Genomic DNA, 20,816 nt, shown 5'->3' on the forward strand with positions numbered 1-20,816 from the left:
CCCGTCACACCGATGTTCAAACCCCGGGTCGCGTGTTGCGGCAACAAGGAGCCTCCCTGCCGCAGTCAGTCGAGCTTGTGTTTGCTGATGGCGTGCCGCGGCTCGCTAAGCATAGAGGGTCCTGTGACGCTTTCCACACTTTCGGCGTGTGTCAGGCGCACAGCGTGCAGCGTTGGCCCCACAGGCGAGGCGCGGGTGGCGGCAAAGGCCGAGACGGTGAAGGCCGCGATCGCCAGCACCGCCGCCAGGCCCCACAGGGCCGACAGCAGCACCACGGCCGGGCGCTCGTACTGGGTGTTGAACATCGCGTCCTCTGGGCTTGGGTGAGATGCCCGCACTGTCTGCCGCAGCCCGCATGGGCGTCTTGAAGCTGAGCTGAAAAATCCTGAAAGCCTCGGCCGGCGTGTCTGTCACGGCTTCGACAGCGCCGCCCAGGGCTGCGGCCTAAGATGGTTCGCATGACCGATACCGCCTATGTGGCGCGGCGTGCGAGCCGCAGCGAGTTCCTCCCCATCCGGGGCCTGAAGTACCACCTGCGCCACTGGGGCGACCCCAAGACCGTGAGCCCCGAGCGCCCGCCGCTGGTGATGATGCACGGTTGGATGGACGTGGGCGCCTCGTTCCAGTTCGTGGTCGATGCCCTCTCGGACGACCGCTACGTGGTCGCCGCCGACTGGCGCGGCTTCGGCCTCACCGAAACGCCGAACGAAGACAGCTACTGGTTCGCCGACTACCTGGGCGACCTGGACGGCATCGTCGACGCGGTGCTCAAGCCTTTCCCCGGGCTGGAGCAGATCGACCTCGTGGGGCACAGCATGGGCGGCAACGTGGTGATGCTCTACGGCGGCGTGCGGCCGGCGCGCATCCGCCGGCTGGTCAACCTCGAAGGCTTCGGCATGCCAGCCACCGTGCCCAAGATGGCGCCCAAGCGCTATGCGATGTGGCTCGACGAGCTGAAGCAGCCGGTCGAGATCCGCCCCTATGCCAGCCAGGCGGCGGTGGCGGCTCGCCTGCAGAAGACCAACCCGCTGCTGCCCGCCGACCGCGCCCACTGGCTGGCCGGCCACTGGTCGAAGCAGGATGGGAACGGCCAGTGGCAGATCCTCGGCGACCCGGCGCACAAGCGCAGCAACCCGCTGCTGTATCAGCGCGACGAGGTCATGGCCTGCTGGGCGCAGATCAGCGCGCCGCTCTTGTGGGTGGAAGGCGATCAGACGGACGCCGGCAAGTGGTGGAACGGCCGCTACACGAAGGACGAGTTCCACGAGCGCCTGAAAGTCGTGCCTTCGCCCGTCACCAAGGCCGTGCTCTCGCCCGCCGGCCACATGCTCCACCACGACCAACCCGAGGCATTGGCCCGCCACCTGGAGGCCTTCCTGGCGGGGTGAGCTTTCCCTGGCGTGACACAATTGCGGGCTTCAGAAAACAAGGCTCGCAACATGGACGTCGAACACATCAATGCCATTGGCAACTCCCTGGCCGACCTGAGCAAACGCACGGTCGACCTTCGGGGGTATCTTTGACTACGACCGCAAAGCACTGCGGCTGAACGAAGTCAACGCCGCGCTGGAGAACCCCAAGGTCTGGGACGACCCCAAGCGCGCGCAGGAGCTGGGGCGCGAGAAGCGCACGCTGGAGACGGTGGTCGAGACGATCAACCACCTGACCACCAACCTGGCCGACAACTCCGAGCTGTACGACATGGCCAAGGAAGAGGGCGACGAAGGCTCGCTCCAGGCCATCGAAGCCGAGACGGCCAAGCTCGAAGAGACCGTCAAGCAGCTCGAATTCCGCCGGATGTTCAACAACCCTGCCGACCCGAGCAACTGCTTCATCGACATCCAGGCCGGCGCCGGTGGCACCGAGGCCTGCGATTGGGCCAGCATGCTGCTGCGCCAGTACCTCAAGTACTGCGAGCGCAAGGGCTTCAAGACCACGATGGAAGACGAGACGCCGGGCGACATCGCCGGCATCAAGAGCGCAACCATCAAGGTGGAAGGTGACTACGCCTTCGGCCTGCTGCGCACCGAGACCGGCGTGCACCGCCTGGTGCGCAAGAGCCCGTTCGACTCGGCCGGTGGCCGGCACACGAGCTTCGCGTCGCTCTTCGTCTACCCCGAGGTCGACGATTCGATCGAGATCGAGATCAACCCGTCTGACGTGCGCACCGACACCTTCCGCGCGAGCGGCGCCGGCGGCCAGCACATCAACAAGACCGACTCGGCGGTGCGCCTCACGCACATCCCGACCGGCATCGTGGTGCAGTGCCAGGACGGCCGCAGCCAGCACAGCAACCGCGACGTGGCGTGGAAGCGCCTGCGCTCGCGCCTGTACGACCACGAGATGCGCAAGCGCATGGAAGAGCAGCAGAAGCTCGAAGACGGCAAGACCGACGTGGGTTGGGGCCACCAGATCCGCTCGTATGTGCTCGACCAGAGCCGCATCAAGGACCTGCGCACCAACGTCGAGATCTCCAACACCCAGAAGGTGCTGGATGGCGACCTCGACGCCTTCATCGAAGCGAGCCTGAAACAGGGCGTTTGACGAGACACCGAACCCCACTCCGTTCGGGCTGAGCCCTGTCGAAACCCTTCGACAAGCTCAGGGCGAACGGAGCGCCAAGGAGACCATTGAATGCGTGAAGGCACCGCCCCCCTGATCCGCCGAGAAGACTACGCACCGCCGGCATACTGGATCCGCACGGTCGACCTGACCTTCGACCTCGACCCGGTGAAGACGCTCGTCATCAACCGCATGCAGGTCGAGCGCAACACGGCCCTGCCGCCGCAGCCGTTGCGCCTGCATGGCGAAGACATCACGCTCACGCGGGTGCTCGTCAACAACGAGTCGGTGTCTTTCCGCCATGAAGACGGCATGCTGGTGATCGACTCGCTGCCCGACACGCCGTTCACGCTGGAGATCCGCAACACCTGCTGCCCGGAGAAGAACACGCAGCTGTCGGGCCTCTACACCTCGGGCGGCGGTTTCTTCACGCAGTGCGAGGCCGAAGGCTTCCGCCGCATCACCTACTTCCTCGACCGGCCCGACGTGATGGCGGTCTACACGGTGACGCTGCGCGCCGCGAAGAAGCAGTACCCGGTGCTGCTGTCGAACGGCAACCTCGTCGAGCAAGGCGAGATGATGGCCGGCGTGTACGGCCCGCGGCACTACGCGAAGTGGCACGACCCGTTCCCGAAGCCGAGCTATCTCTTTGCGCTGGTGGCCGCCGACCTCGTCACGCGTGAGCAGCTGATCCGCACGCGCTCGGGCAAGGAGCACCTGCTGCAGGTGCACGTGCGCCGCGGCGACCTCGAGAAGACCGAGCACGCGATGAACTCGCTGATCGCGTCGGTGGTGTGGGACGAAGCCCGCTTCGGCCTGCCGCTGGATCTCGAGCGCTTCATGATCGTCGCCGTGGGCGACTTCAACATGGGCGCGATGGAGAACAAGGGCCTGAACATCTTCAACACGAAGTACGTTCTGGCCAACCCGGCGACCGCCACCGACGCCGACTACGCCGGCATCGAGAGCGTGGTCGGCCACGAGTACTTCCACAACTGGACGGGCAACCGCATCACCTGCCGAGACTGGTTCCAGCTGAGCCTGAAGGAAGGCCTCACGGTCTTCCGCGACCAGGAGTTCAGCATGGACATGGCCGGCACGCCCACCGCTCGTGCCGTGAAGCGCATCGAAGACGTGCGCACGCTGCGCCAGGTGCAGTTCCCCGAAGACGCCGGCAGCATGGCCCACCCGGTGCGGCCCGACAGCTACGTCGAGATCAACAATTTCTACACCGCCACCGTCTACGAGAAGGGCTCGGAGGTGGTGCGCATGATGCAGACCCTGGTGGGCCGGGAAGGGTTCGCCAAGGGCATCACGAAATACTTCGAGCGCCATGACGGCCAGGCCGTGACCTGCGACGACTTCGCCCAGGCCATCGCCGATGCCAACCCGGACAGCCCGCTCGCCACGCTGCTGCCGCAGTTCAAGCGCTGGTACAGCCAGGCAGGCACGCCGCGGGTCACCGCACGGGGCCGCTACGACGCGCCGACCCGCACCTACACGCTCGGCATCGAGCAGACCGCCCTGCCCTCGCCGGGCCAGCCGGTGAAGCAGGCCTACGTGATCCCGCTCGCCATGGGCCTGGTGGGCCGCGATGGCACCGCCCTGCCGCTGCAACTGGAAGGCGAAGTCTCGCCCGTCGGCACCGAGCGCGTGCTGGTGCTCAATGAAGCGCGCAGCTTCTTCACCTTCGTCAACGTCGACCAGGAGCCGGTGCCTTCGCTGCTGCGCGGCTTCTCGGCGCCGGTGGTGCTCAACGACCATCTGGCCGACGCCGACCTGCTGACCCTGCTGCAACACGACACCGACGCCTTCAACCGCTGGGAAGCCGGCCAGCGCTTGGCGCTCAACCGCCTGCTCGCGGGCGTGAACAGCACGGGCCCGGCCCAGCTCGACGAGGCGTTCATCGAGGCCATGCGCTCGGTGCTGCGCCACCCCGAGCTGGACGCGGCGTTCAAGGACCTCACACTCACGCTGCCGAGCGAAGGCTACGTGGCCGAGCAGCTGACGACCGTCGACCCGCAGCGCATCCACGCCGTGCGCGAAAGCATGCTGTTGCAGCTGGCACAGGCCCTGCGCGCCGATTGGGAATGGGCGTATGACGCGCACCAGGTCAAGGGCGGCTACTCGCCCGACCCGGTCTCCTCGGGCCGCCGCGCGCTTGCCAACCTGGCGCTCGCGATGTTGTGCCGCGACGCCGTCGCCCGCCACGACGCGGTCTGGCCTGGCCGCGCCTATGAGCGCTTCAAGGACGCCGGCAACATGACCGACCGGCTGGGCGCCCTCGTGGCCCTGGTGCATGCGCATTCCGAGCTGGCCGAATTGGCGCTGCAGCGCTTCCACACCATGTTCAAGGACGAGGCCCTCGTCATCGACAAGTGGTTCGCACTGCAAGCCACCGCGCCCGAGAAGGACGGTCGTGTGTTCGAGCGCGCCAAGATCCTGCTCAAGCACCCCGATTTCTCGCTCAAGAATCCGAATCGCGCCCGCAGCCTGATCGCCGCGCTGTGCATGAACAACCCCGCGGCTTTCCACCGCGCCGATGCGGCGGGCTATGTGTTCTGGGCCGAGCGCATCCTGGAACTCGACAGCATCAACCCGCAACTCGCCGCGCGGCTGGCCCGAGTGATGGACCGCTGGACGCAGCTGGCCGAGCCCTACCGCTCGGCCGCCGCCGAAGCGCTGCGCCGCGTGGCCGCCAAACCGGATCTGTCGAGCGACGTCGCCGAGATCGTCAATCGCGCCCTGCAACAAGACACGACACAGGAAACCCCGACACCATGAGCCAGAAGCGAGTCAGCCTCACGCAATACCTCGTCGAGCAGCAGCGCCAGCACGGCCACATCCCCGGTGAGCTGCGCCTGCTGCTCGAGGTCGTGGCCCGCGCCTGCAAGCGCATCAGCATCAGCGTCAACAAGGGCGCGCTCGGCGACGTGCTCGGCTCGGCCACGAGCGAGAACGTGCAGGGCGAGGTGCAGAAAAAGCTCGACATCATCGCCAACGAGGTGCTGATCGAGGCCAACGAATGGGGCGGCGCGCTCGCCGCGATGGCCAGCGAAGAGATGGAAGGCATCTACGTGGTGCCCAACCGCTACCCGCAAGGCGAATACCTGCTGCTGTTCGATCCGCTCGATGGCTCGTCGAACATCGACGTCAACGTGAGCATCGGCACCATCTTCTCGGTGCTCAAGAAGCCCGGCGACCATGAAGGCGTGAGCGAGAAGGACTTCCTGCAGGCCGGCAAGCAGCAGGTCGCCGCCGGCTACTGCGTCTACGGGCCGCAGACCACGCTCGTGCTCACCGTGGGCGATGGCGTGGCGATGTTCACGCTCGACCGCGAGCAAGGCTCGTGGGTGCTGACCGCCGAAGACGTGAAGATCCCGGAAGACACCAAGGAATTCGCGATCAACATGAGCAACATGCGCCACTGGGCGCCGCCCATGAAGCGCTACATCGACGAATGCCTGGCCGGCAAGACGGGCCCGCGCGGCAAGGACTTCAACATGCGCTGGATCGCCAGCATGGTGGCCGACGTGCACCGCATCCTGACCCGCGGCGGCGTCTTCATGTACCCGTGGGACCAGCGCGAGCCCGAGAAGCCCGGCAAGCTGCGCCTGATGTACGAGGCGAACCCGATGGGCTTCCTCGTCGAGCAGGCGGGCGGTGCGGCCACGAACTGCAAGCAGCGCATCCTCGACATCGAGCCGGGCAAGCTGCACGAGCGCGTGAGCGTGGTGCTGGGCTCGAAGAACGAGGTCGAGCGCATCACGACGTATCACAACGAAGGCGCGAGCGCCTGAACATGGGCACCGTCTACCTCGTTCGCCACGGCCAGGCCTCGTTCGGCGCCGACAACTACGACCAGCTGAGCGAGCTCGGCATGCGCCAGTGCGTGCGGCTGGGAGAGTACTTCCGGCACAAGGGCGTTCGCTTCGATGCGGCGCTGGTGGGAACGCTGGAGCGCCAGAAGCAGTCGCTGGCCTGCATTGCCGAAGGCCTGCAGACAAAGATCGAGCCGCTCTCATGGCCCGGTCTCAACGAATACGACAGCAAGGCGGTGGTGCAGGCCATCCACCCCGAGCCACTGGAACGACCGACCACCCCTGAACTGGTGCGCGAGCACTTCCGCCTGCTGCGCGAAGGCCTGGCGGCGTGGATCGAGGGCAAGACGAAGCCCGAAGGCATGATGAGCCACGCCGATTTCGTCACCGGCATCACCAGTGCGCTCGACCACGTGCGGGCCACGCACTATGGGAAGAACGTGCTCGTGGTCTCGAGCGGCGGCCCGATCTCGACCATCGTCGCCCACACGCTGGGCGCGCCGCTGAATTCGATGATCGAGATCAACCTGCGCATCCGCAACAGCTCGGTCAGCGAACTCACGTTCACGCCGAAGCGGCATTCGCTGGTGACCTACAACACGCTGCCGCACCTCGACAGCGCCGAGCACCAGAGCTGGGTCACCTACGCCTGACGGACTGCCGGCTCACTCGTCGTCGGCCACGCCATGCCGGCGGTCGAGCCGGCCCATGTACCAGGCGTAGAAGCCGATGATCAGCACATAGACGACGAGCGCGCCTTGCGCCGCCACCCAGAAGCTGAAGGGCCAGCCGAAGAAATTGAAGTCGAGGTCGCGCGCAAACCAGCCGATCACGAAGGTCACGAAGAACCACACGAACACCAGCAGGCCGGTGACCCGCAGGTTGGCTCTCCAATAGGCGTGATGTTTGTCGCTCGGCTCCATGCAGCGGCCCTCTTGTGCGCACACGGACCCGATGATGGCACGAGAGCCCGCTATAATCGCGCGCTTCACGCCGGTGTAGCTCAGTTGGTAGAGCAGCGCATTCGTAATGCGAAGGTCGGGAGTTCGACTCTCTTCACCGGCACCATCTCTTTCCTTGAGCCAACGCCCGCGCCAGCGGCCGTTGGCTTTTTGGTCTCTGGCCCATGAGTTCTCTCGCTCCCCACCGCCTCCACCTCTTGGCCCGCGTCATCCAGGCGAACCGGGTCTGGCAGTTGCTGCTTGCGCTGCTGGTCGCCGTGGTGTGCTATCTCGCGTTCACCCCGACCCCGCCGCCACTGGCCGGCGCGTGGTGGGACAAGGCAAATCACTCGCTGGCGTTCCTCGTGCTGACCTTCGCCGCATGCCTGGCGTTCCCGCGGCCCTGGCGCGGCGTGTGGCTCGTCATTCTGGGACTGCTCGCGTTTGGCGCAGCCATCGAGGTGGTGCAGGCCTTCGTGCCGGGGCGCAGCTGCGAGTGGGAAGATCTTCTGGCCGACAGCGTCGGCATCGCGGCGGGCGTGCTGGTGACGCTGCCGCTGCGCAGCGCCGTGACCTCACGGCGCTGAGGTGCCGAGTCTCAGCTGGCGCGGGCAGCGCCGTGCAGCTTTTCCCAGTACGACACGGCCTTGCTGACCCACGCCTGGTAGTGCGGATCCTGCACGTTGTAGTACGGGATGCCGCGCTCCACGAAGCGGGCCGCCGCGCTGGCCAGGGCGGCATCGCTGCCGTGCGAGTGCTCGATCTCCTCTTCCAGCGCATGCAAGGCGACGAAACGCGGCATGGGCTCGGGCGCGAGCAGCCCTTCGCGGAAGGTGATGGCGTTCATTTCGGCGGCGGTGTGGGCAGACATGTGGGGCTCCAGGCAAGCTGAACCTGATTTTTCGTCCCAACCGGCCCCGGCTTGACACCGAGTAGCACCCCGGATGCGGCTCAATTCACGCCGCCCGCGTGCGCGTCGTTCAAAGAAGCCGCTGCTGCGGTGCGCCAGGGTCGTAGGAGTCGGCCACCACGACCCGGTTGCGGCCGGCTTTCTTGGCGTCGTACAGGGCCGCATCGGCCTGCTCGATGAGCTGGGCCGGCTCGACCGGCGCCCCGCGCACGCACAGGCCGATGCTGACGGTGACCGCAAGCCCAGGCGACACCGCGGCCCAGTCGTGGTCCTGCACCGCCTGGCGCAGCCGCTCGCAGGCCTCGCGCGCCCACGCGGGGGAGGCATGGGCGAAGACGATGAGGAACTCCTCGCCGCCCATGCGGGCGATGAGGTCGCCACCGCGCACCCGGGCCCGGAACAGATCGGCCGTGGCGGTGAGCACCGCGTCGCCCACGGCGTGGCCGTGCTCGTCATTCACGCGCTTGAAGTGGTCGAGGTCGAGCACTGCCGCGGCGATGGGCTCGCCGGTGCGGGCGCTGTGCTGCAAGAGGCGGGGCAGCTCGCGCTCGACCTGGCGCCGGTTGCCCAGGCCGGTGAGCGGGTCGGCCAGCACGTAGCGGCGCAGCTCGCGGGCCTGCGCCTGCAAGCGCTCGGCTTCGGCCGCCATCTGCTCGGCGCGCACGCGCTGCAGCTCGGCCTCCATGCGCGAGCGCTCGGCGCCGAAGCGCGCCTGGTCGAGCTCGAGGCGGTTCATCATCAGGCGCGACTGCGCGTCATTGCGCTGCTCGAGCTGCTCGCGGGTGAGCGCGTGGTAGCGCTCATGGTGCGCCAGCGCTTCGGCGAAATCGCCCCGCGCCTTGTGCGCGAGGTAGAGGTGGCGGTGCATGTCCTGCACCATCGAGTTGGCGTACAGCTCCTGCGCGCCGCCCAGCGCTTCGTTGAGGATGGTGATGGCGTCGTCGTGCCGCCCCAGGCGCACCAGCAGCTCGGCGCGGTTGCCCTCGCAGGCCAGGCCCAGCGAGCGGTGGCCGTGTTCCAGCGCGAGCGCGCGGGCGCGGTCGAGCAGCACGAAGGCCGCCTTGTCCTGGCCGCTCACCCCGAGGTAGCGGCCGAGGTTCGACAGCGTGAGCGCCTCGCGATAGGCGTTGCCCGAGCTCCGCGCAAGGATCAGCGCCTCTTCGCCGTGGCGCTTGGCCCGGTCGATGGCCTCTCGAGCACCGGCCACGTCCGAGCGCGACTCGCAGGCGTCGAACGCATCGGAGGCCACCACGCCGAGGTTGGTGAGCGCGCGGTAGGTTTCTTCCTCGCTGCCCATCTCGCGCGCCATCGCGAGCGACTCGGCCAGAAAGCGCTCCGCCTCCTCGAAGCGGCCCAGGTGCCCCTTGGCCAGGCCGATGCGGTTGTAGGCGAGGCACAGCAGCCGGGCGTCGCCGCAGGCACGCGCCGCCTCCACGCTTTCGCTCACATGGTCGAGCGCTTCCTGGTTGAGGCCGAGGTCGAGGAAGGCCATCGCCATGTCGCACAGCACGTCGGCCCGCGCGGCGTCGTCGCCAGCCTCGCGCAGCATGGGCAGCACCGCCTGGCCGGCGGCGATGGCCTGCTCGGCCAGGCCCTCGCGGCTGTTGAACATCACCAGCAGGCGCAGCGCCCGCGTGAGGCTGGCCTTGTCGTGCGCCTCACGCGCCAGCGCCTCGGCGCGCAGCGCCAGCTCGATGCCGCGGGCATGCTCGTCGCGCCCGGCCGCGGCTTCGGCCTGGCGCAGCAGCTCATCGAGCGGCGGTGCGGCGTAAGTCGTCTGCGGGTTCTTCATGCCAGGCAATGCTGCAAGCGTCGGCCGCCAGCTTCAAGCCGAGACGTCGCTGGCCTGCAACGCGGTGGCCAGCACCTTGTCGACGCGCTTGCCGTCGAGGTCGACCACCTCAAAGCGCCAGCCTTCCCATTCCACCGCATCGGCGGTCTGCGGCAGGCGACCCAGCAGCAGCATCACCATGCCGGCCAGGGTGTTGTAGCGGCCGCGGTCTTCTTCCGGCAGCTCCTTCAGGTCGAGCCGGTCTTTCAGCTCAGGCACGGGGATGAGGCCATCGAAGAGCCAACTGCCGTCGTGACGCTTCACCGCCCAGGCGTCGTCGGCCGCGGGGGTGGTGAACTCGCCGGTGATCGCCTCCAGCACATCACGCACGGTGATCACACCCTGCACCTCGCCGTATTCGTCGACCACGAAGACGAGCTGCGCGCTCGACACGCGGAACTGCTCCAGGAGCTCCATGCCGGTCAGCGTCTCGGGCACGAAGACGGGCGGCTGCAGCTTGTCGGTCAGCGTGAGCGGCTGGCCCAGCAGCTGCTGCTGGAGAAGCGTCTGCGCCGACACCACGCCCAGCACGTCGGTCAGGCCGCCGCGGCACACCGGGTAGCGCGAATGCTCCTGCGTCTCGATGGCGCGGCGCACCTCGTCGGCCGAGGCGGTGGCGTCGAGCCAGGCGATGTCGGTGCGCGGGATCATCATCGAGCCGACGGTGCGGTCGTCGAGGCGGAACACATTGCGCACCATCTGGTGCTCCTGGGCTTCGATCACGCCGGCGTCCAGGCCTTCTTCGAGCTGGGCGGCGATTTCTTCTTCGGTGACGGAGCGCGTCGGCCCACCCCGGATGCCCAGGAGGCGCAACGTGGCCTCGGTGCACCACGAGAGCACCTTCACGAAAGGCCGCGCGATCAGCGAGAGCCACTCCATCGGGTAGGCCACCAGCCGCGCCACCGCCTCGGGGTACATCTGCCCCAGACGCTTGGGCACGAGCTCGCCGAAGATGATGGTGAGGAAGGTGATGATCACCACCACCAGCGCCGTGGCCGACAGGCCTGCCGCACGCGGGCTCACATGGAAGCTTTCGGTCAGCCAGCGGCCCAGCGGCTCGGAGAACGCTCCCTCGCCCACGATGCCGTTCAGCACCCCGATGGAGGTGATGCCGATCTGCACCGTCGACAGGAACTTCGTCGGGTTCTCGTGCAGGTCCATCGCGACCTGGGCGCCCTTGTCGCCGGTCTCCACCATCACCTGGAGCCGCGCCCGCCGGCTGGCCGTGAGCGCCATTTCCGACATGGCAAACAATCCGTTGAGCAGGATCAGGAAGACGAGTAGCGCGATGTCCATGCACCGGGCCTCACCCGGAACGCGGCTGTTGAACAAGCGGCAAAGCGTAGCAGAGTCGTTCTTCTCCCCGGTGAAAATGCCAGCATGGACTACCTGATCGGCGACCTGCAGGGCTGCTGCGACGCATTCGACCGGCTGCTCGCCGAAGTCGGCTTCAACCCCTCCCGCGACCATGCCTACGTGCTGGGCGACCTCGTCAACCGCGGGCCGGCCTCGCTGCAGACGCTGCGTCGCCTCCAGGACCTGGCCGGCTCGGCGACCTGCCTGCTGGGCAACCACGACCTGCATTTCCTCGCGGTGGCGCACGGCGTGCGGCGCACCAGCCGCCAGGACACGCTCAACGAGCTGCTGGCCGCCCCCGACCGCGACACTCTCGTCGCCTGGTTGCGCCAGCAGCGCATGGCGGTGCACGCCCGTGGCTGGCTGATGGTGCACGCCGGGGTCGTGCCGCAGTGGAACCTCACGACCACGCTGCAGTTGGCGGGCGAGGTCGAGACCTGCCTGCGCTCGCAAGACCTGCATGATTTCCTGCAGGTGATGTACGGCAACCGCCCCGCCCGCTGGGACGACGCACTGCAAGGCGACGACCGCCTGCGCTTCGCCGTCAACACGCTCACACGCATCCGCTTCGTCGAAGCCGACGGCACGCTCGACTTCGACACCAAGGACGGGTCGGCCGACGCCCCACCCGGCCTGTACCCGTGGTTCGACGCGCCGAGCCGGCAGACAGCAGGCGTGCCCATCGCCTTCGGCCACTGGTCGACCCTCGGGCTCGTGAACCGGCCCGACCTGCTGGCGCTCGACACGGGGTGCGTCTGGGGCGGCCGGCTGACCGCCGTGCGGCTGGACGGCGACACGCGCGAGGTGATCCAGGTCGAGTGCGACCAGGCGCAGAAGCCGGGCTGACTACAATCGCGCTCTTCTTTCAGGAAGCGTGGCCGAGCGGTTTAAGGCACTGGTCTTGAAAACCAGCGATGGGGGAACCCATCCGTGAGTTCGAATCTCACCGCTTCCGCCACGACCCAAGCAAATCTGCGGCGTTCTGCGCCAGTCGGTTTGCTATCCATATCTCAATCCACTTCCAGTATGTCGATCCAGTAGCATGCGACTGGACGTTGGTGGACTGAGCGAATGGATTTCAGTCGAGTTTCCGCTAGCGTGTAGAAGCAAACGACGTTCACAACACTCGGCGTGCTGCTTCGGTAGAGCGAGCCAGAATCAATGCATTCTTGGCAAATCGCTACTTGCGCATGTCTGCTCACGCCAAACGTCCGCGCCGGCCACAAGTCGACGCTCCATCAAACAGTGCAGAAGCGACGGCCCGGCAAGCACGCCGCCGCGTCATCAAGCGTCAGAGTGAAGAGCAAACCGACGGAAGCGATGCATCTGATGACTCTGCCGACGACAGTTCATTCAATCACGCTGCGGAACGCGCCAGCTGGAATCGACCATCCGGTCAGAATTCTGCCGAGTACCTGGAATGGGAGACCTGGAGCCAACGACGCTGGGCCTGGGAGTTCTTGCGCCGGAACGACAAGTTCCAAGACGCATGCGACGAGAGATGGGATGACCAGCGCACGATAGCCCAAGACTTTCATATCACTGAGTTCAAGCACTATCGACAGGAATACGCAGCTGGAAAGAAGCCAAAATTCGCTGCCGGCATCCATTCAATTCCACGCCGAGCCGATTTTGTCGAGAACAACGAAAGGAGCATGGACTTGGTTCAAGTCCGCGCGACGCTGTCTCCCTCCGAAGTCTTCATCAAATTTCAGCTTGCACCTACGCGCCTTGCTATGAAGACCTCAATCGACTTTCAACTAGAGCAAGCCCGTCGCCGGCTGGAGTCGTTTGCAAGACATCTTCGTGAAGCCAAACCGCCCCACGCGAAAGGGAAGCATATGACAGTGCAGCGCTTCGATCGCGCATGGCTCTTGGCGAGCATTCGTATCCTTGACCTCAAAGAGTCGGCACCCAAACTCAATCTCCGAAAGGCAGCGGAGACGCTGTTAGAAGACCCTTACGGCCCAATCAGCAACCGCTTTATCTCAAACAAGAAACTTAGCGACCAAGGGGGGGCATTGCTAGACAGGGCGACAACACTCGCTGATTGCGAGTACCTGAAGGTCTACTTCGGGAAGCTCAAGAAGGCTGAATAGGAGCACATCTGCGTAACGCAGAGGTGCAGCAGCACTCAATGGGTGGGTGGAGACCTGTTAGCCGCGTGGCGTCTGATTGACTAAGGTGGCACACGACACCGCACGAACCGCTGCGTCAACGCGGGTAGACAGTTGACAAGTCGTCGAGCAAGCGAAGGGAGGCGTGTCGGCTCCTAGCTAGTGGGTTGCTGGGCAGTTAAAGCGCGCTCTGCCTAACCCCTGAAACATGGGGCCTAAGCAACATGTCGAGAACTGGCGCCCATCCCCTGTTTCCAATACATTGAACTTCACGCGAAACAGGACTTGCTCATGAGATTGCTACTAGTTTTTGCCTTTGTTGCCATCTCATTGCCCGTCGCCGCCCAATCCGCAAAAGCTGGCGCCGAAGTTGGAAAGGGTAGTTCGAAAGCCGAGGCCTGCAAGGCGGCAACAGATAAAGCCGCACTCTTCTCGGAAAACGCCCGCGTACAAGCTGGTGGACCCAACGCCAAGACAAGTGTCGGCGACTGTGACTGCTCCAAAAATGATGAGGCTGCCTACTTGAAGTGGGAGTGCAGTGTGAAATGGACGATCCGCTAGCGGCTGCCCTGACAAATTGCTAGCGTCTCGCTGTCGGAGACAGGGACAAGATACTTTCAAGAGGCCGAACACCCTCCTGACCGGAATATCTACATGCTGATTCGACTCCTACTTGCCATGGTTCTCTCGCAACCCTTGTGCGCGGCCTCGCAGGACGCCGAGGAGACGGTAGATTTCATCGTGAGAGGTATTCGCAACTGCGAGTTGTCGCACTATTCAAATCAGATCGTGGCTTCGAGTAGTGACGGTGTCCGGCTGCACCTTGAAGCCATTGAATCCGACAAGACTCGAACCAGGCTCAGCCTGAACCTTGGCGATGTCGAGTTTCGGGAGAGCGATACCTCGGATTCAATGTCTATTCGGTGTCGTGTGGCGAAATGTTTTGACGAAACACGTGAGGTCTATCACCGTCGCAACGGAGGCTACTACGGCAAACCCTATGTACCTACGTACGCGTCCAATTTCGTCAACGTGAACTCTTGCACCGACAACTTCGGCAAGCGGCTCGTTGCGGCACACAAGCACCTTCTGACTTTGAAGGCCTCCAGTCGAAAGAAGGAGCCGTTTTAGTCTGAACGGCGTCGCTGCCGCGTCAAGCAGCGCCTAGTCTCCCAATGCACGTTGTGCATGCTGCATCCTATCAAGTCTTAGCCTTCCAGACCGGTGGAAGAAGCGCTAAGCACCTACCGACCGCTTGCGTAGCAGTGTGTTCGGATCAGCCCATCTGAAGAGCCACTGCGAGTTCTCGCGCGTGCAACTCCTTCATCAACGGCACTTACATCCTTTGCTTAGGTGCTGCCTCCCTTCCCACGATGCGCTGTTCTCGGCGCCCTGTCTGTTGATATTTGGGAGGGCACCTTCGGGCGAATTTCGATGAGCTTTCGCCCGAAAACGCTGTGCTCCCTGTCAATTTAATGAGGGTCCCGAAACACCAAGGAGGCCCTCATGGCTCTCTCCGCATCCAGGTTGACTCGCACGCCTCGCTCTCGCGCAATTGACCAGAAGCGCACTTCACGCCCCCAAAACGCTACTGCTGACCTCCCCCCGACGGGCTTCGTCCGACTACCCACGGTTTTGCATCTCGTGCCTGTCAGCGCATCTGCGTGGTGGGCAGGTATTCAGGCGGGGCGATACCCCAAGGGCGTGAAACTTTCGCCCCGGGTCACAGCATGGTCTGTTGAGTCCATTCGCGAACTCGTCGCTTCGCTCAACTCCAGCAAGGAGGCGCGCGATGAGTAAGGAGTGGAAGCAGCGCCGCCGCGATGCGCTCAATAAACTTAAAGAGCGGGGCATCCGGCCGAGCAAGAAGGGGCTCATAGCAACGATAAAGGGCCAGGAGCAGGTGATCGTGGCGCCGTTTGACGTAGACGGGGCTGTAGTCAACGAAGATGGAAACGCCGATGGCGCGGCCATCTCTGCAATGGGCCCTGACGGCAAGCGACGCATCCGCCACGTTCCGCTCGAATCGCTCCAAGAGCCTAAGCGCCTAGCCTCACATTTGGCAGCGATCGGTATTGATCCTCCAATCGAGGCGGCCCATCTTCAGGCCATCAGAACCTACATCCACACGCTGAGTCGTTTGAAGCGGTTGCGCCTGTTCCATCGCGAGGGCATTCACCGTGTTGAGCACGACGGACGCACTCTCTCTATTGCTGCCATCGGTGGTGCAGTGATGGCCCCCAAACGAGTGCCGATAGAAGGGCTTGCTCCATCGCAAACAATCTACAAGGTCGGGGGCACGTTTGAAGAATGGAAAGAAGGAATCAAACCGATTCTGGCTGGGAACCCTCTCGTCATCTTCGGAGCCGCTATTTCCTTCGTCTCCGCCTGCTCCGCAGTGCTCGATCTACCAAGTTTGTCGATCTTGTTTGTTGGGCGTTCTAGCCTTGGAAAGACATCTGCCGGCAGGCTCATCCAGTCGACGTACAAGTCACCCGAGGAGCTGCGTCGTTGGGCAGGTACCGGGAACGGTATCGAAGGGCTCGCAGCTCAGCACTGCGACACCATGCTCGTGCTCGACGAACTAGGCACGGCCGAGCAAGGACACTTGGGGGCCACCATCTATCGCTTGAGTGGCGGAGAAGGGAAAGCGCGCGCTGATAGCAACGGGAACGTTCGCGCATCGGCGACTATTCGCTGCGGGATATTTGCGACAGGGGAGATAACCAAAGCCGAGCGCGGTCGTTCAACTGGGGAGTCAATGCGCGACGGGCTAGAAGCTCGGTTGGTCACGATCCCCGTCAAAGAGCAGCACGGCATATTTTCGATCCTGCCTCCTGGCTTTGAAGACGGTGGCGACCTGTCGAATCACCTGCGCGCGGTTCTTCGGGCCAACTACGGGCATGCCGGCCCTGCGTTTGTACGAGCACTGATTGAAGAACAGGAACTCATTGTTCAGCGCGCACCGGCCAAGGCACAGCGCTATCAGGCGCAAATCATCCAGCGGACGAACTGCAAACCCCTGTCGCCTCTTGAGGGGCGAGTTCTAGAGGGATTCGTGACCGCGGCATTGGCAGGGAAGCTGGCTGTTCGCTTCGGCATCCTGCCGGTTTCAGGATCGGACGTGATGCAGGCAATCAGCCACGTTTTCGGGCTATGGCTGATGTATTGGAGAGAAGGTGCTGACAGCCAGAAGAGCAAGGCACTGCTCAAGGTCCGGGGATGGTTCCAACAACATGCCGTCTCCGACTTCGTACCTCTAGCCGAGTGGGATACCTCGACCCGCAAGGGACGGCCTGGCTATGTCCTTGTCCACCGCAAGGAAGGGCCGTTGTACCTCGTGCATTTGGATGTACTGCGAGATGAGATTTGCGACGGACTCGATCTTGAGGAAGTGCTCTCCACGTTGCAGGCAACTGGGCTGCTTGCAACGCACGGCAAAGGGCGCCAGTGGCTGCAGCGCATGCCGGGGCAGCCAAAGGAGGTCAAAGGGTCGCGGATGAAGTTCTACGCAATCCGGCGTGACATCTTGTTCGACGAGTAGGGCATGAATCCCACACCGATGTCGGAATGTCCGAACTGACATTCCGACATCGGCCACAAGCGCACTCCGTGGCGCAAGCTGCTCCGCGAGTGCTGTAACACGCGATCCACCGACATCTTTTTGACCGCCTTCAGGGGCTGGTTGAGGGGTCTCTTTTTCACTAATTTATATGTACGACGACATTCGCATTCGCTTAGATATTCCCCATGAACCATTTGACAAAGTAGAGCTACGGCCCGATGGCACAAGAGTTCGACCCAAACGCATCAAGCCCTGGGGCCCTACTGATCCGAGCATTCGCGTCAGGTCAGTGAAGAAGGAGCAGCAACTCGTCATTGAGGGGTCCTTTAACACCAAGATCAACGGTCACTCGGTGGTCGGCTCGATGAACCTGAGGCAGCTCGTGAAGCGCGTGGTGGATCAGGTGCTGAAACAGCTCGGCATCGTTCCCACTCCCGAGCAGCAACAAGCCATTGACGAGGGCCGCGTCACGCTAGAACGTCTCGATGTGGTCGGGTTCCTGCGCGTCAACCACCTGGGGGGTGTTCCGATCGTGTTGCAGGCGCTGGACGTGGGGCTCGCTGGGTCAAAGCGCAACCGCATGGTCTTCCCAAAGGAGACCGTGGTCTATCACTCCCACTCATCGAACTGGTCCTTGATGTTCTACGACAAGGCCCAGCACCTCCGCACCAAGTACGCGGACACATGGAAGAAGGTAGACCCGCGCATCAAGGACATCGCTCGTAAGTACGTTCGCATTGAACTGCGTCAGTTCGGCAAGGAGCTGAAGCGCCTGGGCTGGAATGAGGTGCGGGACGTTGACGAGAAGAAGGTGAAGGAGCTGTTCGAGAAGCACTTGCGCGGCCTGCTGGATGACATTCGGAAGCCCTACCCTCACCTCGCCGCAAAGGGCGCTCAAAAGCTCACCAAAGACCTTCTGAGAGGGCTTCTCGCCACGGCGGGGGTGGACGTGATCTCTGGGTTAGGCGAGCGCGCACAACGTCGTGTGAGGAAGGCGCTGAAGGACAAGTTCGGCGTTGATCTACGCGCCGACAGTACCCTGCCCCGCAAGTACCGCCGCACCCTTGATGCGCTGCAGGACGAACCAGCCTTTCCCATTCGGCACGGGGCACCGCGGAAGGTACGAAAAGCTGGTCTTCTCAACCTGACATGACGCGACGGCAAGTGGGGCCAAGGTTACTCCGTCACCCCACTTGCCGTGGGTCAGCGCATCGGAATTCCGCAACCGGACAGCCTATCGCTTAACAGCGGACTCTGACTTCTTGGTCCACAACGCCCAAACGTCAACTCTTCTATCTTGCGGGTACCCAGTACGCATATCGGCAAGGTCAGCAACGTCTGGCGTCTGTACGGGCCCAGAGACCAACACAATCACCTGCTCATCCTTCAGGTCGCAGGTCGGCTCCAGCTTCTTGCAGGCTTCAACCACGGCGTTCTTCACAGCCTCGCCGCGGGCGCGTGCCAGACCAACATTTGCGTCATATTGTTGGCTTATGGAACCTCTTAACGGCAACCGGTCCGTTGACCCGACAACTAGAAGCACACCATCCTTGCCTGCCCGCCTCATGGTGAGCCAGCGCGTTGCAGCGAGTTGCGCCTGCTGTAGCCCTTGCACTTGAGCAAGTCCGTTAGGTGTTTCGACAATGTTGGCGGCACCGAGTTTGAATCCCGCTATAGATGCAATTCTTTCTGGCCCTGAAGCGCCAAGACTTGTAACTTGCTGCTGGATGACATCTATTAGGTGATCCGACTTGAAGGAGACAACGCTATCGAAGCGGACGTCCTTGAACAACGTGAGTCCGCCACCCGAAATGCTGATCGCGCCGACGGTCGCTAACACGGCTGCAACGGCTTGAGCTTGCACCGATTTCAATCGCCACAGAGCGATCCCTCCATACACTAGCAGCACTAGGCCAACGCCTATCAATAGGCGGCTCGGCACCCTCACATCCGTAACTCCTTGGATGGTCGGAGGGAAACTATCCGCTGCAACCGGTGACCGGCTTCTTTCTCGCGAGAGCAGTTGATCGACTGATTGTCGAATGCTCTTCACATCGTCCTCAACCTGCCCGCAGCATGAACGGGCATCTAAAACACCGGCGGATGGGTTTTGCTTGCGCGTCTCAGTGGGAAGTGTGCTGAAGAGCAATAGGAGACCAGCCAGCAATGGAAGCGCGAGGTTGAGGAAGCGCTGAATGCGCCCTGATCGTTCAAGTCCTTTGGTGTAAGGCCAAGAGTCACCCGATCCAGCTCGCTCTTCAAATTCCTTCAGCCAGTCAGACCTATTCTTGGCCGCGTACCTGTGACGCGAATCCAGCACATATACATTGAATCCCATCAGCACTAACTGCGCAGAAAGATAGACGATGCACAACGCCATTGACGTTGTCGCCCGTTCGCTCCTGAGGATTCCTGTGCCGTGGAGCGCCCAGTTTGCTGCCATCACAGCAAACACCATTTGCCCCGCATGCTTGGAGAAGCCTGCGGTCCAACTATTGACGGCCTCGGTCAACTCTTTGGTCGCGTCGCCCGCAGTTGCGAACCGACGCGCCTCCTTAGGCACCGGCCGAGGCTTGTAGACCTTTCCCACTGGCTACTTCTTAGGCTTCGGAGGACGCCCAGCTCCATACCCATCAAGCGTCGGCTTGGCAGGAGTCTTCTTCGCCGCAGCTTTCTTTGCTGCTGGCTTCCGAACCACCTTCTTGGCGACTACCTTTTTCGCAACCACCTTCTTCGCAACCGCTTTCTTTGCAGCGACCTTCTTTGCTGTTGCCATTCGGCCCTCCATCCAAAGTCTTTAATTCATTCGCGCGCCAAGGGCGGCGCCCAATGCATTTAGTACCGCCCCTATGTGAAGCTAGTAGCCCGCTTCCCGCCACCCCAACTCAGCGAATCCGCACGACGCTCGTCTCTTGCGATTGCTACGAGGTGAACCTCAAACGCCTCTCTCTCGGCGCCGAAATGTGCTTCCCGATGATGATTCGCGCAAAGCGCAACGACATTGCTCACCTTGTCTGCCCCATCTGATGCGAGGGCAATGATGTGATGTGTTTCCACATAGCGCGTGCCATCGGCCTTCAGGAATCCCGGCTTCCGGCAATACTCGCAGCACCCCTGGGCGATTTCGAGAACACGCCTGCGGACAGCCTCATCCCGTTGAAACGTACTCGTTGTTGTTGTCCTTCGCTCCGGAGTGTCAGAGCCCAGATCATCTATCGCGCTGCGGTGATTTGAGGCGAGCCTCGCTTGCGCGATACGCCGATACAGCTCATCGCTACCGAGAGATTTGGTGACATGCTTCCAAGCTGCCCGATTGCCCAAACCACGCAACGACTCTAGACCTCTCGCTATGGCGGCAATATCACTGGCCGAGAACTCATGCGATTCCGAACGGCGGATGACTGCAGGGCGAACCCAATTGGGGACATTCTTACGCCACGCCATTGCGTTGATGTTTCCTTTGGCATTGCGAACCCGCAAGAGGGCATAAAGCGGTACATCCGCTATAGCAGCAGCAGCGTCCAGAAGATCGCAGACCTGCGCCATAGCCCGACTGTCGTTCTCCGCCGCCCTTCCCAACTCCTCTGAAAGCGACCGATAGGTGAACTGTCGCCGCTCGCCTGGTACTGCTCCAATGAGAGAAAGAACCTCGTGTGCGAGCGAATGTTGGACTTTGCTCACCGCGTGCCACCCCTCTTTTATTGCCCGCAAGT

21 protein-coding genes and 2 tRNA genes are annotated in these 20,816 nt (G+C 63.2%); 15 read left to right on the top strand and 8 right to left on the bottom strand.

The annotated features are described in order from the left end of the window. Window positions 1-65 precede the first annotated feature (65 nt). Window positions 66-305 carry a hypothetical protein gene (locus KF892_08380; protein ID MBX3625013.1) on the bottom strand — a complete coding sequence of 80 codons (240 nt, stop codon included), beginning with the start codon at window positions 303-305 and terminating at the stop codon, window positions 66-68. 153 nt (window positions 306-458) lie between these two features. Here KF892_08380 and KF892_08385 point away from each other — a divergent pair, with 153 nt between their 5' ends. From KF892_08385 to KF892_08405, 5 genes are all read left to right on the top strand, one after another. Then, the gene (locus KF892_08385) at window positions 459-1,388 is read left to right on the top strand and encodes an alpha/beta hydrolase (protein ID MBX3625014.1); all 930 of its coding nucleotides are present in this window, start codon (window positions 459-461) and stop codon (window positions 1,386-1,388) included. 51 nt (window positions 1,389-1,439) lie between these two features. Continuing rightward, window positions 1,440-2,544, top strand: a protein-coding gene (gene prfB, locus KF892_08390; GenBank protein MBX3625015.1) for a peptide chain release factor 2 whose coding sequence is annotated in 2 segments (ribosomal slippage) — window positions 1,440-1,520 and window positions 1,522-2,544 — 1,104 coding nt in all. Because the reading frame shifts where the segments join, the coding sequence is not laid out codon by codon here. A gap of 90 nt (window positions 2,545-2,634) precedes the next feature. Beyond that, on the top strand, window positions 2,635-5,346 hold the full coding sequence (gene pepN / locus KF892_08395; protein ID MBX3625016.1) for an aminopeptidase N: 2,712 nt from the start codon (window positions 2,635-2,637) through the stop codon (window positions 5,344-5,346). After that, complete coding sequence (locus KF892_08400; protein MBX3625017.1) at window positions 5,343-6,362, top strand: class 1 fructose-bisphosphatase; 1,020 nt, start codon at window positions 5,343-5,345, stop codon at window positions 6,360-6,362. Before pepN ends, KF892_08400 begins: the two co-directional genes overlap by 4 nt. 2 nt (window positions 6,363-6,364) lie before the next feature. Further along, window positions 6,365-7,036 carry a histidine phosphatase family protein gene (locus tag KF892_08405; GenBank protein ID MBX3625018.1) on the top strand — a complete coding sequence of 224 codons (672 nt, stop codon included), beginning with the start codon at window positions 6,365-6,367 and terminating at the stop codon, window positions 7,034-7,036. Between the two features lie 12 nt (window positions 7,037-7,048). Here the strand turns inward: KF892_08405 and KF892_08410 are convergent, their stop codons facing one another. Then, a complete protein-coding gene (locus KF892_08410) occupies window positions 7,049-7,306 on the bottom strand; it encodes a DUF4212 domain-containing protein (GenBank protein MBX3625019.1) in 258 nt (85 codons plus the stop codon). A gap of 69 nt (window positions 7,307-7,375) precedes the next feature. Here KF892_08410 and KF892_08415 point away from each other — a divergent pair. Both KF892_08415 and KF892_08420 read left to right on the top strand, forming a co-directional pair. Continuing rightward, a tRNA-Thr gene (locus KF892_08415) sits at window positions 7,376-7,451 on the top strand. A gap of 58 nt (window positions 7,452-7,509) precedes the next feature. Beyond that, window positions 7,510-7,911, top strand: a complete 402-nt coding sequence (locus tag KF892_08420; GenBank protein MBX3625020.1) for a VanZ family protein — start codon at window positions 7,510-7,512, stop codon at window positions 7,909-7,911. Window positions 7,912-7,922: 11 nt separating this feature from the next. Here the strand turns inward: KF892_08420 and KF892_08425 are convergent, their stop codons facing one another. From KF892_08425 to KF892_08435, 3 genes are all read right to left on the bottom strand, one after another. Further along, window positions 7,923-8,195, bottom strand: coding sequence for a hypothetical protein (locus KF892_08425; protein ID MBX3625021.1), 273 nt, complete (start codon window positions 8,193-8,195; stop codon window positions 7,923-7,925). Between the two features lie 109 nt (window positions 8,196-8,304). Next, on the bottom strand, window positions 8,305-10,026 hold the full coding sequence (locus KF892_08430; GenBank protein MBX3625022.1) for a GGDEF domain-containing protein: 1,722 nt from the start codon (window positions 10,024-10,026) through the stop codon (window positions 8,305-8,307). Window positions 10,027-10,059: 33 nt separating this feature from the next. Next, a complete protein-coding gene (locus KF892_08435; protein ID MBX3625023.1) occupies window positions 10,060-11,361 on the bottom strand; it encodes an HlyC/CorC family transporter in 1,302 nt (433 codons plus the stop codon). An 84-nt stretch (window positions 11,362-11,445) separates the two neighbouring features. On the opposite strand from KF892_08435, the gene KF892_08440 reads away from it, so the two are divergent. The 8 genes from KF892_08440 (at window position 11,446) to KF892_08475 (ending at window position 18,256) form a co-directional block, all read left to right on the top strand. Next, a complete protein-coding gene (locus KF892_08440; GenBank protein ID MBX3625024.1) occupies window positions 11,446-12,267 on the top strand; it encodes a symmetrical bis(5'-nucleosyl)-tetraphosphatase in 822 nt (273 codons plus the stop codon). 22 nt (window positions 12,268-12,289) lie between these two features. After that, window positions 12,290-12,379: transfer RNA gene (locus KF892_08445), tRNA-Ser, on the top strand. A 232-nt stretch (window positions 12,380-12,611) separates the two neighbouring features. Then, window positions 12,612-13,520: a hypothetical protein gene (locus KF892_08450; GenBank protein ID MBX3625025.1), complete on the top strand. Its 909-nt coding sequence runs from the start codon at window positions 12,612-12,614 to the stop codon at window positions 13,518-13,520. A 309-nt stretch (window positions 13,521-13,829) separates the two neighbouring features. After that, on the top strand, window positions 13,830-14,099 hold the full coding sequence (locus KF892_08455) for a hypothetical protein (protein ID MBX3625026.1): 270 nt from the start codon (window positions 13,830-13,832) through the stop codon (window positions 14,097-14,099). A 93-nt stretch (window positions 14,100-14,192) separates the two neighbouring features. Continuing rightward, a complete protein-coding gene (locus KF892_08460; protein ID MBX3625027.1) occupies window positions 14,193-14,669 on the top strand; it encodes a hypothetical protein in 477 nt (158 codons plus the stop codon). A 375-nt stretch (window positions 14,670-15,044) separates the two neighbouring features. Then, window positions 15,045-15,338 carry an AlpA family phage regulatory protein gene (locus KF892_08465; GenBank protein ID MBX3625028.1) on the top strand — a complete coding sequence of 98 codons (294 nt, stop codon included), beginning with the start codon at window positions 15,045-15,047 and terminating at the stop codon, window positions 15,336-15,338. Continuing rightward, the gene (locus KF892_08470; GenBank protein MBX3625029.1) at window positions 15,331-17,082 is read left to right on the top strand and encodes a DUF927 domain-containing protein; all 1,752 of its coding nucleotides are present in this window, start codon (window positions 15,331-15,333) and stop codon (window positions 17,080-17,082) included. The genes KF892_08465 and KF892_08470 overlap by 8 nt, the downstream gene beginning before the upstream one ends. Before the next feature lie 169 nt (window positions 17,083-17,251). Next, window positions 17,252-18,256, top strand: coding sequence for a hypothetical protein (locus KF892_08475; GenBank protein MBX3625030.1), 1,005 nt, complete (start codon window positions 17,252-17,254; stop codon window positions 18,254-18,256). Window positions 18,257-18,337: 81 nt separating this feature from the next. Here KF892_08475 and KF892_08480 read toward each other — a convergent pair whose 3' ends face one another. The 3 genes from KF892_08480 to KF892_08490 all read right to left on the bottom strand — a co-directional run bounded on the left by KF892_08480 (window position 18,338) and on the right by KF892_08490 (window position 20,784). Next, window positions 18,338-19,615 carry a hypothetical protein gene (locus KF892_08480; protein ID MBX3625031.1) on the bottom strand — a complete coding sequence of 426 codons (1,278 nt, stop codon included), beginning with the start codon at window positions 19,613-19,615 and terminating at the stop codon, window positions 18,338-18,340. Between the two features lie 81 nt (window positions 19,616-19,696). Then, entirely contained in the window at window positions 19,697-19,879 is a 183-nt protein-coding gene (locus KF892_08485; protein MBX3625032.1) for a hypothetical protein, read from the bottom strand. A gap of 71 nt (window positions 19,880-19,950) precedes the next feature. After that, the gene (locus KF892_08490; GenBank protein MBX3625033.1) at window positions 19,951-20,784 is read right to left on the bottom strand and encodes an HNH endonuclease; all 834 of its coding nucleotides are present in this window, start codon (window positions 20,782-20,784) and stop codon (window positions 19,951-19,953) included. Window positions 20,785-20,816 lie beyond the last annotated feature (32 nt).

The organism is Rhizobacter sp., from assembly GCA_019635355.1.
Taxonomy (GTDB): Bacteria; Pseudomonadota; Gammaproteobacteria; order Burkholderiales; family Burkholderiaceae_C; genus Rhizobacter.